This window comes from Streptomyces sp. P9-A2 (assembly GCF_036634175.1).
GTDB lineage: Bacteria > Actinomycetota > Actinomycetes > Streptomycetales > Streptomycetaceae > Streptomyces > Streptomyces pratens.
Map to the genome: position 1 here is coordinate 312,398 of NZ_JAZIFX010000001.1, position 13,495 is coordinate 325,892.

Below are 13,495 nucleotides of genomic sequence, written 5' to 3' on the forward strand. Positions count from 1 at the left end.
TGCCGGGGTGATCCGGTCCGCATGTAATGGAGGTGAGGCCGGGAGCGGCTCGGCCTCGGTTGACCACCGGGGCAGAGGAGATCACGTCCATGCCTTCGACGCGCGGCGGGAACGAAGGGGCGGGCGGGCCGAGGGCGGGGGTGCTGCGGCGGCTGGGCGAGTGGTGCGCCCGGCACTTCGTGATCGTCGTCGTGGCCTGGCTGGTGGCCCTGGTGGCACTCCAGGTGACGAGCCGCTCCGTCGGCGACACGTACTCGGACAACTTCACGCTGCCGGACTCCCAGTCCCAGCAGGGCGTCGAGGTCCTCCAGCGGCACGATCCGCAGGCCGGCGGGTACAGCAGCCAGATCGTGCTGCACGACGGGCAGCAGCAGCTCACCGCGTTCGGCTCGCAGATGTCCACCGCGGTGGCCGGTCTGGAGAAGCTGCCGCATGTGCTGTCGGCGCAGAACCCGCTGTCCGCCGCCGGGTCGTCCTCGTCGTCCTCGTCGTCCACGGGATCCGGCTCCTCGCAGCCGGACGTCGGCCCCCTGTCCTCCGACGGGAAGACGGGCTACATCACGGTCCGCTTCGACGTCCAGCCCTCCACCCTCGGCGACGACTACCTCGACGGGGTCGACGACGCCGTGCAGCCGCTGCGGGCGGCCGGGGCGCAGGTCGAGTACGGCGGGCCGCTCGGCGAGCTGGCCAGGCCCGAACCCAACGACCGGGTGAGCGAGCTGATCGGCTTCGCCGTGGCGATCGTCGTCCTGCTGATCGGGTTCGGCAGCGTGATCGCCGCGGTCGTTCCCCTGCTGACGGCGCTGATCGCGGTCGTCGGCGGTCTCGCCCTGCTCGGCCTGCTGGCGGCGGCGTTCACCTTCGCGACGGTCTCACCGACACTGGCCACGATGATCGGCCTCGGCGTCGGCATCGACTACGCGCTCTTCCTGATCACCCGCTACCGGCAGGACCTCATGGACGGCCAGGACCCGGTGCCGGCCGCCGGTCACGCCACCGCCACCAGCGGGCGGGCCGTCGTCGTCTCCGGCTGCACGGTGGTCATCGCGCTCGCCGGCCTGTCCGCGTCGGGTGTCTCCTTCATCTCGAAGCTGGGGCTCGCCGCCGCCGTCACGGTAGTCTCCGCCGTCGTCGGCGCGCTGACTCTGGTGCCCGCTCTCCTGGGGCCGGCCGGCCGGCGGATCGACCGCTACCGGGTACGCCGTCCCGTGGCCGAGACCGATGCCGAGCCGGGCGCCGAACCGCGGGGCGTCTGGCACCGGTACGCGCGGCGGGTGCAACACCGGCCCTGGTGGTTCCTGGCCGCGGGCGTCGCCGCGATCGCCGTTCTCTCGGTCCCGGTGTTCTCTATCCAGCTGGGCCACATCGGTGACGGCGCCGACCCCACCTCCTTCACCGACCGCCGGGCCTACGACCTGATGACCGACGCCTTCGGGCCCGGCTCCAACGGTCCGCTCACGGTCGTCATCGACCAGTCCTCGGTACCGGAATCCGACCGGGCCGACCTCGCCTCGCAGGCACAAAAGACCCTGGACGGTGTCGGTGACACGGCGGCGGTCACGCCGCTGACGGCCACGCAGGACGGCGACGTGCTGGTCGGCACGGTGTACTCGGCCGCCTCCCCGCAGAGCGCCACGACCACGGACCTGACCAACCGACTGGTGCACGACACGCTGCCGGACGCCGTGCGGGGCACGGCCGCCGACACATACGTCACCGGTACGACGGCGGCTCAGGTCGACTTCCGTGACATCGTCACCGACCGGCTGCCGCTGATCATCGGCGTGGTGGTCGCGCTGGCCTTCCTGGTCATCCTGGCCGTGTTCCGCGGGCTGCTCGTCGCCGTCAAGGCCGCCGTTCTCAACGTCCTGTCCATCACCGCGTCCTACGGCGTCGTCGTCGCCGTCTTCCAGTGGGGCTGGGGCGGGCCCGCGCTCGGCGTGTCCGGCACGGTGCCGATCGAGAGCTATGTGCCGATGATGATGTTCGCGATCATCTTCGGCCTCAGCATGGACTACGAGATCTTCCTGCTCTCCCGCGTCCACGAGGCCTGGCTGCGCACCGGCGACGCCAAGGCCTCGGTCGCCCATGCCCTGGAGATCACCGCGCGGGTCATCACCTGCGCCGCGCTGATCATGGTGAGTGTGTTCGCCGCGTTCATCATCAGCGACAACGTCGTGGTCAAGATGCTCGGTCTGGGGCTCGCCGTCAGCGTCCTGATCGACGCCACCGTCGTACGGCTGCTGCTGGTCCCGGCCGTCATGACACTGCTCGGCCGGCACGCCTGGTGGACACCCCGGTGGCTGGACCGGATCCTGCCGCACATCGACACGGAGGGGGAGGCCGCGCCGGCGCCGTCCCGGACTCCCGGGTAGCGCGTAGAGCCGGGTGGCCACGGACGCCCGAGGCGCGCTGACGCCCGCATGGCACGGACACCGCGGGGGCCGGGCATGCGACGGCGGCAGGCCCCGGGGGACCTGCCGCCGTCGTACCTCGCCCGCACCTCACCCGGCGGGACGTTTCGGTTCAGACGCCCTGTGCCGGATCGGCCGAGCCGTGGGGGATCAGGCGCGTCGCACGCGGCGCAGGAGCACAACGCCCGCGACGAGCAGGACGGCGCCCACCGCCGCCGGCCAGAGCTGGGCTCCGGTGTCGGCCAGGCCGCCGGTCACCGTCTGCGGCTCGGTGGAATCCGCGGCAGCGGCCTGCTGTCCGCCGTCGTTGGTCGCCGTGCCCACGTCCGGCGTCGCCTGGCCGGCTCCGCCGTCGCTCTGACCCGCACCTGCCACATTGTCACCCTTGGTCGAGGCCCGGACCTCGGGCTGCTCGTCCCCGGGCGGTGTGGTGGCCTCGTCGCCCGCGGGCTCCTCGGTGGCCGGAACGTCGGCCGGAGACTCCGAGGGGTTCTCCTGCTGGTCGTCGCCGTCGTCGCCGGGCTTGCCGCCGTTGTCGCCCGGCTGCTCGGCACCGTTGTCGTTGCCGCCGTTGTCGTTACCGCCGTTGTCGTTGCCGCCCTCGTCGGGGGCCTCGGGCGCCTCGGTGGGCTCCTCCTGGGGGTCCTCACCCGGCTGCTCGCCGCCGCCGGCGCCGGAACCGCAGGTGCGGCCGCCGTTGATGCAGTCGACCATCTCCTGCATCAGGTCCTCTTCGAAGACGTTGATGAAGTCGCCGTGGTCGGTGCCCGGCTTGTGCAGCTGCTCCGGGAAGGAGTCCACGGCGAACAGCGGGGTCGTCGCGCCACCGTCGTTCAGGCTGGGCGCGTCGACGTCGTAGACGATGCGCTGGACCAGCTGCGGCACGGGCGTGAAGCCGGACGGGCAGTTGCCCTGGGCGTCCACGAACGCCATGTGCGTACGGTGGTTGGCGCTGTCGGTGTTGCGGCCGTCCCAGCAGCTCTGGAAGTCGAAGGTGCGGACCACGTCACTGCCCTGCGGGCACAGCGGGTACTTGTCCGCCAGCTGCCGGTCCTCGAAGCCGGTGCAGCTCCAGGACGCGTTGGCGTTGGCGGGGCCGTTGACGAACGACTTGGCGTCACCGGTGATGATGCGCAGCAGCCTCGGCATGGCCGTGACCTCGCCCTGCGGGTTGCCCACGAAGTTCAGCGTGACCTCCTTGGGGGTCACGATCTCACCGACGTTGCCCTCGATGCCGCCGCCGGGGGAATTGGCGTCCTGCTCCTGGGTGCCGTTCTGCAGCCGCAGCACGGGCCAGTAGTACGACGACTTGTCGCCCTGGTCCACACAGCTGGTGTCGGCCGCCGCCAGCTCATCGTCGCTGGAGAAGGCGTTGGTGGCCTGGTTGCCGATGTAGTCGTGGAAGTGGTGCGCGCCGTTGGCCACACCCGGGGCGGCGATCACGTTGTCCGAGTTGAACAGGCCGTTCTCGTTGACGCCGCAGCTGCTGACGAAGGTGCCCTTCGAGGCGTCGCCCGACTCGGCGGGCTTGGCCACGTTGGGCTGGATGCTCTTGATGTCCACGAAGTCCGCGGCGACGGGCCCGTTGCCCGCCTGGCCGCCGTTTCCGCCGCCCTGCTCCTGGCCTGCGCCCTCGTCGCCGCCCTGTTCGCCTTCTTCTCCCTGTCCGCCCTCCTGGCCGTTCCCGTCCTGGCCGTCGCCGGGCTGGGCGGACGCGTTACCGGAGTCGACCACGGAGCAGTCGGCGAGTTCGCCGAGGCCCTCGGGGCGGTCGCCCTCCTGCTCCATGGCGCCCGAGATGCGGTCGAGGGTCGCGGAGCGCTCCTCCTCGAGCGGACCCACGACCTTCTCGTCGGCGACGCCGGGGTCCTGCTGAATGGCCGGGGCGGAATCCGCCAGGCGCTGGTAGGCCTGGGCGATCTGCTCGTCCAGCGCCGCGAGTTCCTTGTCGACGGCCGGCCGCGCCTTCTCGGGGACCGTGGTCAGGTTGGTCCCTACATCGGGGCAGTTGATGGTGGCGCCGCCGAGAACCCGCGCCTGGCCGGCTCCGTCGGCGTCGTCCTCCGTCGCGGAAGCGTAGACATTGGCCGCCATCAACCCCCCTCCGCCCAGGATCAGCGCGACCGCTGCGAAGGTCGCGCGCTGTGGCCCTCGGGGGCGTCTGCGTGTGTTGCGTGCCAAGGCAGTACTCCTACGCTTCTGTCGCGGGGGGGGTGACATGAAATTCCCACGCCTCATACGTAGGTGCTCCGCGGTGCGTTCAAGCGCCTCACGGTTTCTTCGAAGAATCTCAGGAAGCCCCGGGCCCACCCGGACCCCCGGACCCCGTCCGACTCGGTGTGCACGGAAGGGACTTGGGGAGCCGGGCGGCGCGAGCGACGTCCGGTCAGCCGAAGTTCACGTCACTGCACAGGAAGTACGTCTGGTCCATGTGCGAGGCCTGCCAGATCGTGTAGACGACGTGGCGGCCGCTGTAACCGGACGTGCTCACCGGGATCGAGTAGTTCTGGCTCGGGCCGTACGAGCCGGTGGTGGCCACCAGTTCGAGGTCGTCCCAGCCCGGCGACCGGGTGGTGGGGTCGAAGCCCTGCCGGGTGACGTAGACGTGGAAGTAGTCCGCACCATGGCTCGCCTGGTCGTACAACTGGACGGTGAAGTCGCTGTCCACGTCGGTGGTCCGCCAGGCGCCCGCCGTGTCCATGGAGTTGTAGCGACCCCCCTCGGTCCGTCCTCCGCTGCACAACTGACCGTCGGGGATCACGGCCTCGAAGTCGCCGGCGGAGCCGTCGCGATAGAGGCCGTTCCAGTTCCACATGGCGTTGGGGTTGTCCTGCCACGCCTGCCAGCACATGGGGTCCTCGTCCGCCATGGCCGGATTCTGGAAGTCACTCCCCCAGCGCAGCCAGCAGCCGTAGTTGCGGGACGCCGGGTCGACCACCGAGCCGTGCGCGGCGGCGGTGCCGCTCCAGGGGACCAGGCACAGCAGCGTGGCGACGAGGGCGCTCAGGACGAGTGGGGGACACGACGCGACACGAACACGCAGGTCACGGACATGCCAATTCATGATCTCCTTCTTCCGGGTGGGGGTGTGCGAACGTCGGCGCTCGGCGCGCGAGGGTGTCAGTGCACGTGGGGGTACACACCAGGTGCACGCCGGAGCGTGTGCGCGGGAGCTATGGGAGCGCTCCCAGGAACACTGGCTGCGCCTCGGGAAGCGGAGGAGCAACACCCGTTTGCGCCACTTCCACACCGGTCATGGCGTGTTCGACGCCTTTCGACGTACGGGGCGTCCCGGCCGCCCGGAGCCGGCCGCCATCCGTCGGTCACAGCCGTTCGCGGCCCCGGGTCGAGCGACCGAGGCAGACGACGGAATCGTCGATGTGCGCCTCGATCTCATGGAAGCCCATCCGGTCGTAGAACGCCCTGGCAGGCTCGTTGGCCTTCACCGTCACGAGGTGGACCGCCGGCACCCCGCGGCCGTCCAGCGCCTCGAGGAGCGTGCGCATCAACTCCCGGCCATGACCGAGACCCTGCCAGTCGGGCAGCAGGTCGATGTGCAGGTGGGCCGGATAGGCGGCCAGTTCGGGGACGGACATCCGCTCGGGGTGGTGCAGGAGCCGGGCCATCTCCTCGTCCCTCGTACCCGGCGGCCCGGACGGCTCGGGGTAGCGGTCGGCGGCCAGGGGCAGCCACCCGGTGCGGAAGTCCCGGGCGAAGCGCTCCGTGTCGGCTACCCCGAGGATGTAGCCGACCGCACGCCCCCGCCCGTCGTCCAGGACGAAGGCCAGTTCGGGTTCCAGGTGTACGTAGGGGGCGGCGAAGAGGGCCGGGAGGATGCTCGGGTCGCGGTACAGGGCGCGGCCGTCCCGCCCGTTGTGCGCGGTGCGGATACAGATGTCGTCGAGGGCCGGCCGGTCCTCGCGGCGGTACGGGCGAATCGAGGGAGACAGGGTCATGCCCGGCATCCTGCATCGGACGGGAGCGCTCCCACAATCCGGTTCCCGCCCCTGCCGCTCCGTACCCGGGAGGAGGGGCCGGTGCGGTCCGGACGTCAGTCCATCAGACCGGCGGCGAGGGCGGCGCCCAGTTCCCAGCACCGCTCGACGGCGGCCTTGCCGGGTTCGCCCGTGACGGTCACGGCGTCGACGGCGCGCCGCCAGCCAAGGCCCTTGGTGACGGACTCGATGCCCCGCACCGCCCCGGTGACATCGCTGCCGCCGTGCACGTAGTAACCGAAGGGCCGGCCCCGGGTGGTGTCCAGGCAGGGGTAGTAGACCTGGTCGAAGAAGTGCTTGAGCGCCCCCGACATGTAGCCGAGGTTCGCCGGGGTGCCGAGGAGATAGCCGTCGGCTTCCAGGACGTCGCCCGCGGTGGCGGCCAGGGCCGCTCTCCGGACCACGCGGACGTCCTCGATCTCCGGGGCCGTGGCGCCGGAGAGGACCGCTTCGAACATCGTCTGGCAGTGGGGTGAGGGCGTGTGGTGAATGATCAGCAGAGTCGGCACCCCCTGACCCTGCCGTGCCGGCCGGTACCCCCGCAAGCCGGTCCGACGCGCCGTAAGGAGCCGCGAACCGTTGTGATGGCCCGCCGGGAATGGCACGATGCGCGGCATCGGTACACGGAGACGGGGTGTGTCTTGGCCGACGGGAATCACAGGTCACCGGCAGCGTCGGTGTTCGACGCGCTGGGCAGCGACTACGAGAGGGCGTTCGCCGCCTCCGGGGCGCACCGGGCCTCCCTGGAGTGGCTGCTGGAACGGCTCCCGCCCGCCGGCCGGGTACTGGACGTGGGCAGTGGGACGGGCCGGCCCACGGCCGCCACGCTGGCCGCGGCGGGTCACCGGGTGCTGGGGATCGACGTGTCACCGGTGATGGTGGAGATCGCGTCCCGGCAGGTGCCCGACGCCGAGTTCCGTTGCGGGGACATCCGGGAAATGCCGATCGAGGACGGCTCGTTCGACGCCGTCTGTCTGTACTTCGCCCTGCTCCAGATGTCCCGTGCGGAGCAGGGCGGCCTGCTGCGCCGGCTGACCCGGGTACTGCGGCCGGGGGGCCTGTTCGCACTGGCGACCGTGCCCCTGGACGTGGAGGGCTTCGACGGTGTCTTCATGGGGCAGAACGTGCGGGTCACCAGCTTCGCCGCCCAGGACGTGATCGGCCTGGTGCGGGACGCGGGGCTGACGGTGCTGTCCGAGGAGAGCGTGATGTTCACCCCGGCCCCCTCCGACGCCACGCCTGAACCCCAGCTCTTCCTGCACTGCCGGCGCGAGGAGACGGCCCCGGCGAACTGACGCGGGACGGCCGCGCGGAATGCGGCCCTCGCTACGGGAGCGGGCTCGTCTCGTCCCTGAGGCCGGCGAGCAGTTCGGCCTGGCCTGCCAGGACACCGGACAGGATGGTGCGTGCCACGCGGAGCAGTTCCGCCACGTGGGGGCTGGTCAGCGAGTAGTGGACGGTCGAGCCCTCCTTGCGGCTGACCACGAGGTTCGCCCGCCGCAACACCGCCAGCTGCTGGGAGAGATGTGCCGGTTCGATGCCCACCTGGGGCAGCATCTCCGCGACCGCGTACTCACGCTCACTGAGGAGTTCCAGGACCCGGATACGGGCGGGATGCCCCAGGGTTTTGAAGAACTCGGCCTTCAGCTGGTAAAGCGGCGTGCTCATCGTGCCGTCCCCTTCCCGGCGCCGGCCCGGCACCGGGCCCCGGTCCATCGCCTCGCCTGTACGTCGTCGGCACCCGACCTCGACGTTTTCCGACATTAGCAACTTCGTACATCGTTGATGTCCGGTGGTCGCACCCTCGGGGATCACAGGGTGGTCCGGACGCTCTTTCCTCGGCCGCCGAAGTCGCCGCGGGCCACCGCCGTGCCGCCGGTCCGACGGTGGCGGCAGGGCACCCGATGAGCGACGCGGGCCGGCCGCGGGGTGGTGTCCGCCGCTCCCCTGCCCGGCCCGGAGCTGCTCGGCGGTCTCGCGGGCGAGGGAACGACGGACGGTTCCGTGGGGAGGGTGAGCACATGACGGTGGGCGGCACGCCGACGTCATCGTCGCTTCCCCGCGCGATGGGCGCCGCCTGTGGCGCGGAGGGGGAACGGGCCGCACTCGGGTCACGGTGCCTCCCGGACGGGCAGGGGTGCCGACTGCGGGGCCCGGGCCGCGGGCAGGACGCCGGTGAGTCGCAGGTGCTCACGGGCCGCGTTGATCGCCTCGGGGGTCGTGGCGTACTCCCGGCCCTCGTGCCGCAGCAGGCCGAGGGCCCCGACGGAGTCGAGGACCTGCCGATGACCGGGACGGATACCGGAGACCATGACGACGATGCCGCGCCGCCTCAGCTTCGTCACCGCGTCCTTGAGCACGAGAGCGCCGGTGGCGTCGACGACGCTCACGTGCGACAGGCGCAGGATGACGACGCGTACGTCGGCGAGTTCGGTCAGTTCCAGCAGGAAGCGGTGGGCGGCGGCGAAGAACAGCGGACCGTCGAGGCGGTAGGCGACGATGTGTTCGGCGAGCAGTTCGTGCTCCTCCTCGGTGTGGTCGCCCCGGTCCAGTGCCAGCGGTGCGAGCCGCGCCTGCCGGGCGACGGCTCGCAGCGCGAGGAGGCCCGCGACGGCCAGGCCGATGATCACGGCGAGGACGAGATCGAGGACGAGGGTGGCGACGGCCGTCAGCACGAGGATCAGCGCGTCGGAGCGGGTGGCGCGGGCCATTGCGCGCAGCGAGCCGACCTCGACCATCCGGACCGCGGTGGCCAGCAGGACGCCCGCCAGAGCGGCGAGCGGGATCTTCGACACCAGCGGGGCTGCCGCGAAGACGATCGCGGCGAGGACCGCGGCGTGGGCGAGCGAGGCCAGCCGTGAGGTGGCTCCGCTGCGGACGTTGACCGCGGTGCGGGCGATCGCGCCGGTCGCGGGGACGCCGCCGAACAGCGGCGCGGCCAGGTTCGCCACGCCCTGTCCGAACAGTTCGCGATCCGCGTCGTGCTTCTGTCCGACGGTCATGCCGTCGGCGACGGAGGCGGACAGCAGCGACTCCAGTGCGGCCAGCGCCGCCACGGCCACGGCGGGCGCGACCAGCTCGGAGAGGGCGCCGACGTCGACGAAGGCGAGTGAGGGGGCGGGCAGGCCGGAGGGCAGTTCGCCGATGGGCCGTACCCCGTCCAGGCCGCCGATCTGCACCACGAGCGTGGCCGCGATCACGGCGAGGATGGAGAAGGGCACGGTGGGCCTCCAGCGTGCCCCGAGCAACATCACGGCGGCCACCGAGAGCGCCAGCACGACGGCGGTCCAGTCAGGGGTGCGGGCGAACTCCTCGAACGCCCGCCAGGCCACTACCAGGACCCGTTCGCCCTCGGGGGCGGGTACGCCGAGGGCGTTCGGGATCTGTTGCAGTCCGATCACGCACGCGATACCGAGTGTGAAGCCCTCCACCACGGGCGCGGGCACGTACCGCATGCTGCCGCCGGCCCGCAGCAGCGCCAGCGCCACCAGGATGGCGCCTGCCATCAGCCCGACGGTGAGCACGCCCGACGGGCCGTGCTCGGCGACGATGGGCACCAGTACCACCGTCATCGCGCCGGTCGGTCCGGAGACCTGGAGGTTGGAGCCGCCGAACACGGCCGCCAGCGCACCGGCGATCACAGCGGTGGCCAGCCCGGCCTCCGCGCCGAGCCCGGAGGAGACCCCGAAGCCGAGTGCGAGGGGCAGGGCGACGACGGCGACGGTCAGACCGGCGAGCAGGTCCCGGCGCGGGTTGCGACGCATCTGACCGAGGTCGTCCCGGCCGGGCAGCAGCGACGTGATGCGGGACCGGACTCCGGCGAGCAACAGCGGTACTGACACAACCCCTCGACTTCCCGGCGGCCACGACACGCCGTCGCGCGGTGACGGCGCGAGCCTCGACGGCCCACGACAACGGACACATTCAAGCATGTACGCAATTGCTAAATTTTGCAATTGCGCAGATCGACTAGGCAGTGAACGGCAAAGACGGCAGCACCCGGGCGGCTCGTGCGGTCCGGCCGTCCGCCGGTGGTCAGGGTGCCGGGGGCAGAGCACCGGTAGTCAACCCGTCAGCCGGTCAACCCCTCATCCGCCTTCGCCACGACGGTTCGACCTGCCGCCACTCGGCCTCCCACTCCTCCGAGCGCCGTTGCCGTATCCGGGACCGGACGAGCCATCCGCCGATCACGACCATCCCCCCGGTGGCGGCGGCGACCGTGAGGCCGGCCACGACGGTCTGGAACCGCGCGTCCGCTCCACCGGGCGGCTCGGGGACCAGGCGCCCCGCGTCATCCGTCCACACGATGACCACGCTGCCCGCCTTGTCCCCGGGGCCGGCCTCGGTCCGGCCCGTGCGGCCGGTGCCGTCGGGAGCCGTCCACCGCACCTTCACCCATGCCCGGCCGTCCCCACTGCCGTCCTCGGTCACCGGCGAGTGCAGCACGTCGGCCGCGTCCTCGGCCAGTACGGCGGGGACGGCACGGGACTCCGCGCGGCGCTCCGCCAGGGACCGGTCCACCGCCCCCGCCGCCGCCAGGCCGGTGAGCGCCCCGGTGAGCAGGGTGAGGACGAGGACGACGAGCAGCAGCCAGGCTTCGATCACGTCACTGCGGCGGCGCAGCGGGCTGCTCCGCCAGCGCCAGAGCCACACCCTGCGGGGCCGCGCACCACGGGTCCTCCCCATGGGCCGTCACCTCCTCGCGCGCCACCTCTCCAGGGTGCGTCACCCGGCCGCCCCGCGCATGGGCCGAACGGTCCCGTCCGGGGTCCGGAAAGCTTCGGGGCCACGGCCGCCCTCGGTCCGCACCGTGTGACGCCGGGCCGTCGGGCCGTCGGGCCGCGCCGGGCACATGGACCGCCCGGACATGCCGGCGGTCCCCTGCCCTCGGTCGGAGCGCCCGGCCGAGGGCGCTGCCGGGCCCCGGCCATCGCTCCACGCGGCCTGCCGTACACCGTTGCCGGTGCTCGGAGCACGGCGCGCACGGCGTCGGTGGCGAGCACCGCCCCGAGGTGCGGCGGTGGCCGGCCGGTGTCGCCGCGGGTGAGGGCGAGGGCGGCGCGGGCGAACGCCGGCAGCGCGGTCCGGGCGATGTCGGCGAGGGCGGCGGTCCCTGCGGGAGGGCCGCCACGGCCGGCGGGCGCCGGACGTGCCACGCGCGAGCAGTGCGCGCGCGGAACGTACGCGGAGCCCGGCCATCGCCACCGGCGTCGTACGCAGTACTGCACTTGGCGCCCGTTCGCGTCACCAAAGCGCGAAAGCGGGTCACCGATGACATCGCAACGGGCGTCATGGGCAAAACCTGAGGCTCTGCGGCAGCTTCACCCCACGACGAAGGAGATCACCGCATGGTCCACAGACATGGCCGGCCCGCACGACGGGCGGCCCTGGCCGCGCTCGGCGCGCTCGTCCTCGCAGCTCTCCCCTCCACCGTGTCGGCCGAGCCGGACCCGGTGGCGGGCACCACGTCCGGCGCGGCCCGGACCGTCGGCGCCGACCGCCCGTCGGCGGCGATGCTCGGAGCACTCCGGCGTGACCTGGGCCTGACCTCGCCGCAGGCGGCCGCGCGGCCGGCCAACGAGGCGGAAGCGGGTACCCGCGCGGGTGTCCTGCGCAACGCCCTGGGCGACCGGTTCGCCGGCGCCTGGGTGCGCGGGGCGGCCTCCGAGGAACTCAACGTCGCGACCACCGACTCCAAGGACGTGGCGGCCATCGAGGCCCAGGGCGCCAAGGCCGTCGTCGTCACCCACTCGCTGGCCGGCCTCCGGGCCACCAAGGAGAAACTGGACGCGGCGGCCGCCGCCCGCGACACCGCCGATACCCCACTGTGGTACGTGGACGTACCGGCGAACCGGCTCGTGGTGCAGGCGCGGACGGTGTCGGCCGGTGCCGCCTTCGTCAAGGCCGCCGGGGTCGACGACCAGGACGTGACCATCCTCGTGTCCACGGTCCGGCCGCGACTGCTGCAGGACATCACCGGCGGCGACGCCTACTACATCAATGACACCGCCCGCTGCTCGGTCGGCTTCTCCGTGACCAAGGAGGCGCAGCAGGGCTTCGCCACCGCCGGTCACTGCGGCGACCGGGGTGACACGACCACCGGTTTCGATCAGACCGCACAGGGCACCTTCCAGGGCTCCGTCTTCCCCGGCAGGGACATGGCGTGGGTGGGCACCAACGACACGTGGACCGCCACGCCGGGCGTCAAGGCGCAGGACGGCCAGGAGGTACAGGTCACCGGCTCGGTGGAGGCTCTCGTCGGGGCGTCGGTGTGCCGGTCCGGTTCGACCACCGGATGGCACTGCGGGACCATCCAGCAGCACGACACCAGCGTCAGCTACGCCGAGGGCACGGTCGACGGAGTGACCCGGACGACGGTCTGCGCCGAGCCCGGCGACTCCGGCGGACCCTACGTCACGGGCTCCCAGGCGCAGGGCGTCACCTCCGGCGGCTCCGGTGACTGCACGCGCGGCGGGACCACGTTCTACCAGCCGGTCAACCCGATCCTCGCCGACTTCGGCCTGACCCTGACCACCGAGCTCGCGCAGACCGCGACACCGGATCCGCAGGAGGGCGCCGAGGACACATGGGCCGCCGGCCGTGTCTACCCGGCCGGAGCCACGGTGACCCGCGACGGGGTCCGCTATCAGTGCCTGCAGACGCACCAGGCCCAGAGCGCGTGGGCGCCCGCCGGCACACCGGCCCTGTGGCAGCGCCTCTGATGCCCCGCAGGCCCGGCGTGCCCGGCGTGTCTCACCAGAACCGGGTGGTGAGCGCGGGCCGGCGCACCGCCTGGGCGGCGTCGCGCAGGCTCAGGGCGACACTGATGGTGGCGCGCAGCGCCGACGGCCGTACCGTCTGGGCCGTTTCGGTGGCCAGGACGAGCAGGCAGGCGGCGGCCTGTTCCACCACGGCGACGGGGAAGGTGTAGTCGCTGTCGGCCGCCGCGCGGAACGCCTTCAACGGGATCCCGGCCCCGTCGACGGTCCGCTTGGCGGCCTGCTCCAGGTGCTGTGCGGCCTGGTCGCACACGGAGGCGGGCAGGGTGAGGGTGCTGGAGAACGATGCACTGGTCATGATCCGATT

At 72.2% G+C, this 13,495-nt stretch carries 11 protein-coding genes; 3 read left to right on the plus strand and 8 right to left on the minus strand.

The features are described 5' to 3' along the window. Nucleotides 1-89 precede the first annotated feature (89 nt). A complete protein-coding gene (locus V4Y04_RS01335) occupies nucleotides 90-2,375 on the plus strand; it encodes an MMPL family transporter (protein ID WP_332425186.1) in 2,286 nt (761 codons plus the stop codon). A gap of 189 nt (nucleotides 2,376-2,564) precedes the next feature. On the opposite strand, the gene V4Y04_RS01340 is transcribed toward V4Y04_RS01335, so the two are convergent. The 4 genes from V4Y04_RS01340 to V4Y04_RS01355 all read right to left on the minus strand — a co-directional run bounded on the left by V4Y04_RS01340 (nucleotide 2,565) and on the right by V4Y04_RS01355 (nucleotide 6,918). After that, nucleotides 2,565-4,508, minus strand: coding sequence for a DUF1996 domain-containing protein (locus V4Y04_RS01340; protein ID WP_332432665.1), 1,944 nt, complete (start codon nucleotides 4,506-4,508; stop codon nucleotides 2,565-2,567). 292 nt (nucleotides 4,509-4,800) lie between these two features. Continuing rightward, the gene (locus tag V4Y04_RS01345) at nucleotides 4,801-5,478 is read right to left on the minus strand and encodes a lytic polysaccharide monooxygenase auxiliary activity family 9 protein (RefSeq protein WP_332425187.1); all 678 of its coding nucleotides are present in this window, start codon (nucleotides 5,476-5,478) and stop codon (nucleotides 4,801-4,803) included. A 259-nt stretch (nucleotides 5,479-5,737) separates the two neighbouring features. Continuing rightward, nucleotides 5,738-6,370, minus strand: coding sequence for a GNAT family N-acetyltransferase (locus V4Y04_RS01350; protein WP_332425189.1), 633 nt, complete (start codon nucleotides 6,368-6,370; stop codon nucleotides 5,738-5,740). 95 nt (nucleotides 6,371-6,465) lie between these two features. Further along, the gene (locus tag V4Y04_RS01355; protein ID WP_332425191.1) at nucleotides 6,466-6,918 is read right to left on the minus strand and encodes a flavodoxin family protein; all 453 of its coding nucleotides are present in this window, start codon (nucleotides 6,916-6,918) and stop codon (nucleotides 6,466-6,468) included. A 132-nt stretch (nucleotides 6,919-7,050) separates the two neighbouring features. Here V4Y04_RS01355 and V4Y04_RS01360 point away from each other — a divergent pair, with 132 nt between their 5' ends. After that, nucleotides 7,051-7,704, plus strand: a complete 654-nt coding sequence (locus tag V4Y04_RS01360) for a class I SAM-dependent methyltransferase (RefSeq protein WP_332425193.1) — start codon at nucleotides 7,051-7,053, stop codon at nucleotides 7,702-7,704. Nucleotides 7,705-7,735: 31 nt separating this feature from the next. Here the strand turns inward: V4Y04_RS01360 and V4Y04_RS01365 are convergent, their stop codons facing one another. From V4Y04_RS01365 to V4Y04_RS01375, 3 genes are all read right to left on the minus strand, one after another. Further along, nucleotides 7,736-8,077 (minus strand): ArsR/SmtB family transcription factor, encoded by a 342-nt coding sequence (locus V4Y04_RS01365; protein WP_332425195.1) that lies wholly within the window; start codon nucleotides 8,075-8,077, stop codon nucleotides 7,736-7,738. A 443-nt stretch (nucleotides 8,078-8,520) separates the two neighbouring features. After that, nucleotides 8,521-10,173 (minus strand): SulP family inorganic anion transporter, encoded by a 1,653-nt coding sequence (locus V4Y04_RS01370; protein WP_443080160.1) that lies wholly within the window; start codon nucleotides 10,171-10,173, stop codon nucleotides 8,521-8,523. 316 nt (nucleotides 10,174-10,489) lie between these two features. Continuing rightward, nucleotides 10,490-11,095 (minus strand): Rv1733c family protein, encoded by a 606-nt coding sequence (locus V4Y04_RS01375; protein WP_332425198.1) that lies wholly within the window; start codon nucleotides 11,093-11,095, stop codon nucleotides 10,490-10,492. 662 nt (nucleotides 11,096-11,757) lie between these two features. Between V4Y04_RS01375 and V4Y04_RS01380 the strand changes: the two genes are divergently transcribed. Further along, nucleotides 11,758-13,131, plus strand: coding sequence for an alpha-lytic protease prodomain-containing protein (locus V4Y04_RS01380; RefSeq protein WP_332425200.1), 1,374 nt, complete (start codon nucleotides 11,758-11,760; stop codon nucleotides 13,129-13,131). Between the two features lie 31 nt (nucleotides 13,132-13,162). Here V4Y04_RS01380 and V4Y04_RS01385 read toward each other — a convergent pair whose 3' ends face one another. After that, the gene (locus tag V4Y04_RS01385; RefSeq protein WP_074995366.1) at nucleotides 13,163-13,486 is read right to left on the minus strand and encodes a hypothetical protein; all 324 of its coding nucleotides are present in this window, start codon (nucleotides 13,484-13,486) and stop codon (nucleotides 13,163-13,165) included. Between the last annotated feature and the right edge of the window lie 9 nt (nucleotides 13,487-13,495).

Excerpts from the sequence above, each read along its gene's own strand:
- V4Y04_RS01335 (WP_332425186.1), top strand. The coding sequence starts at position 90 with ATGCCTTCGACGCGCGGCGGGAACGAAGGGGCGGGCGGGCCGAGGGCG.
- V4Y04_RS01340 (WP_332432665.1), bottom strand. The coding sequence starts at position 4,508 with ATGGCGGCCAATGTCTACGCTTCCGCGACGGAGGACGACGCCGACGGA.
- V4Y04_RS01345 (WP_332425187.1), bottom strand. The coding sequence starts at position 5,478 with ATGAATTGGCATGTCCGTGACCTGCGTGTTCGTGTCGCGTCGTGTCCC.
- V4Y04_RS01350 (WP_332425189.1), bottom strand. The coding sequence starts at position 6,370 with ATGACCCTGTCTCCCTCGATTCGCCCGTACCGCCGCGAGGACCGGCCG.
- V4Y04_RS01365 (WP_332425195.1), bottom strand. The coding sequence starts at position 8,077 with ATGAGCACGCCGCTTTACCAGCTGAAGGCCGAGTTCTTCAAAACCCTG.
- V4Y04_RS01370 (WP_443080160.1), bottom strand. The coding sequence starts at position 10,173 with ATGCGTCGCAACCCGCGCCGGGACCTGCTCGCCGGTCTGACCGTCGCC.
- V4Y04_RS01375 (WP_332425198.1), bottom strand. The coding sequence starts at position 11,095 with ATGGGGAGGACCCGTGGTGCGCGGCCCCGCAGGGTGTGGCTCTGGCGC.
- V4Y04_RS01380 (WP_332425200.1), top strand. The coding sequence starts at position 11,758 with ATGGTCCACAGACATGGCCGGCCCGCACGACGGGCGGCCCTGGCCGCG.
- V4Y04_RS01385 (WP_074995366.1), bottom strand. The coding sequence starts at position 13,486 with ATGACCAGTGCATCGTTCTCCAGCACCCTCACCCTGCCCGCCTCCGTG.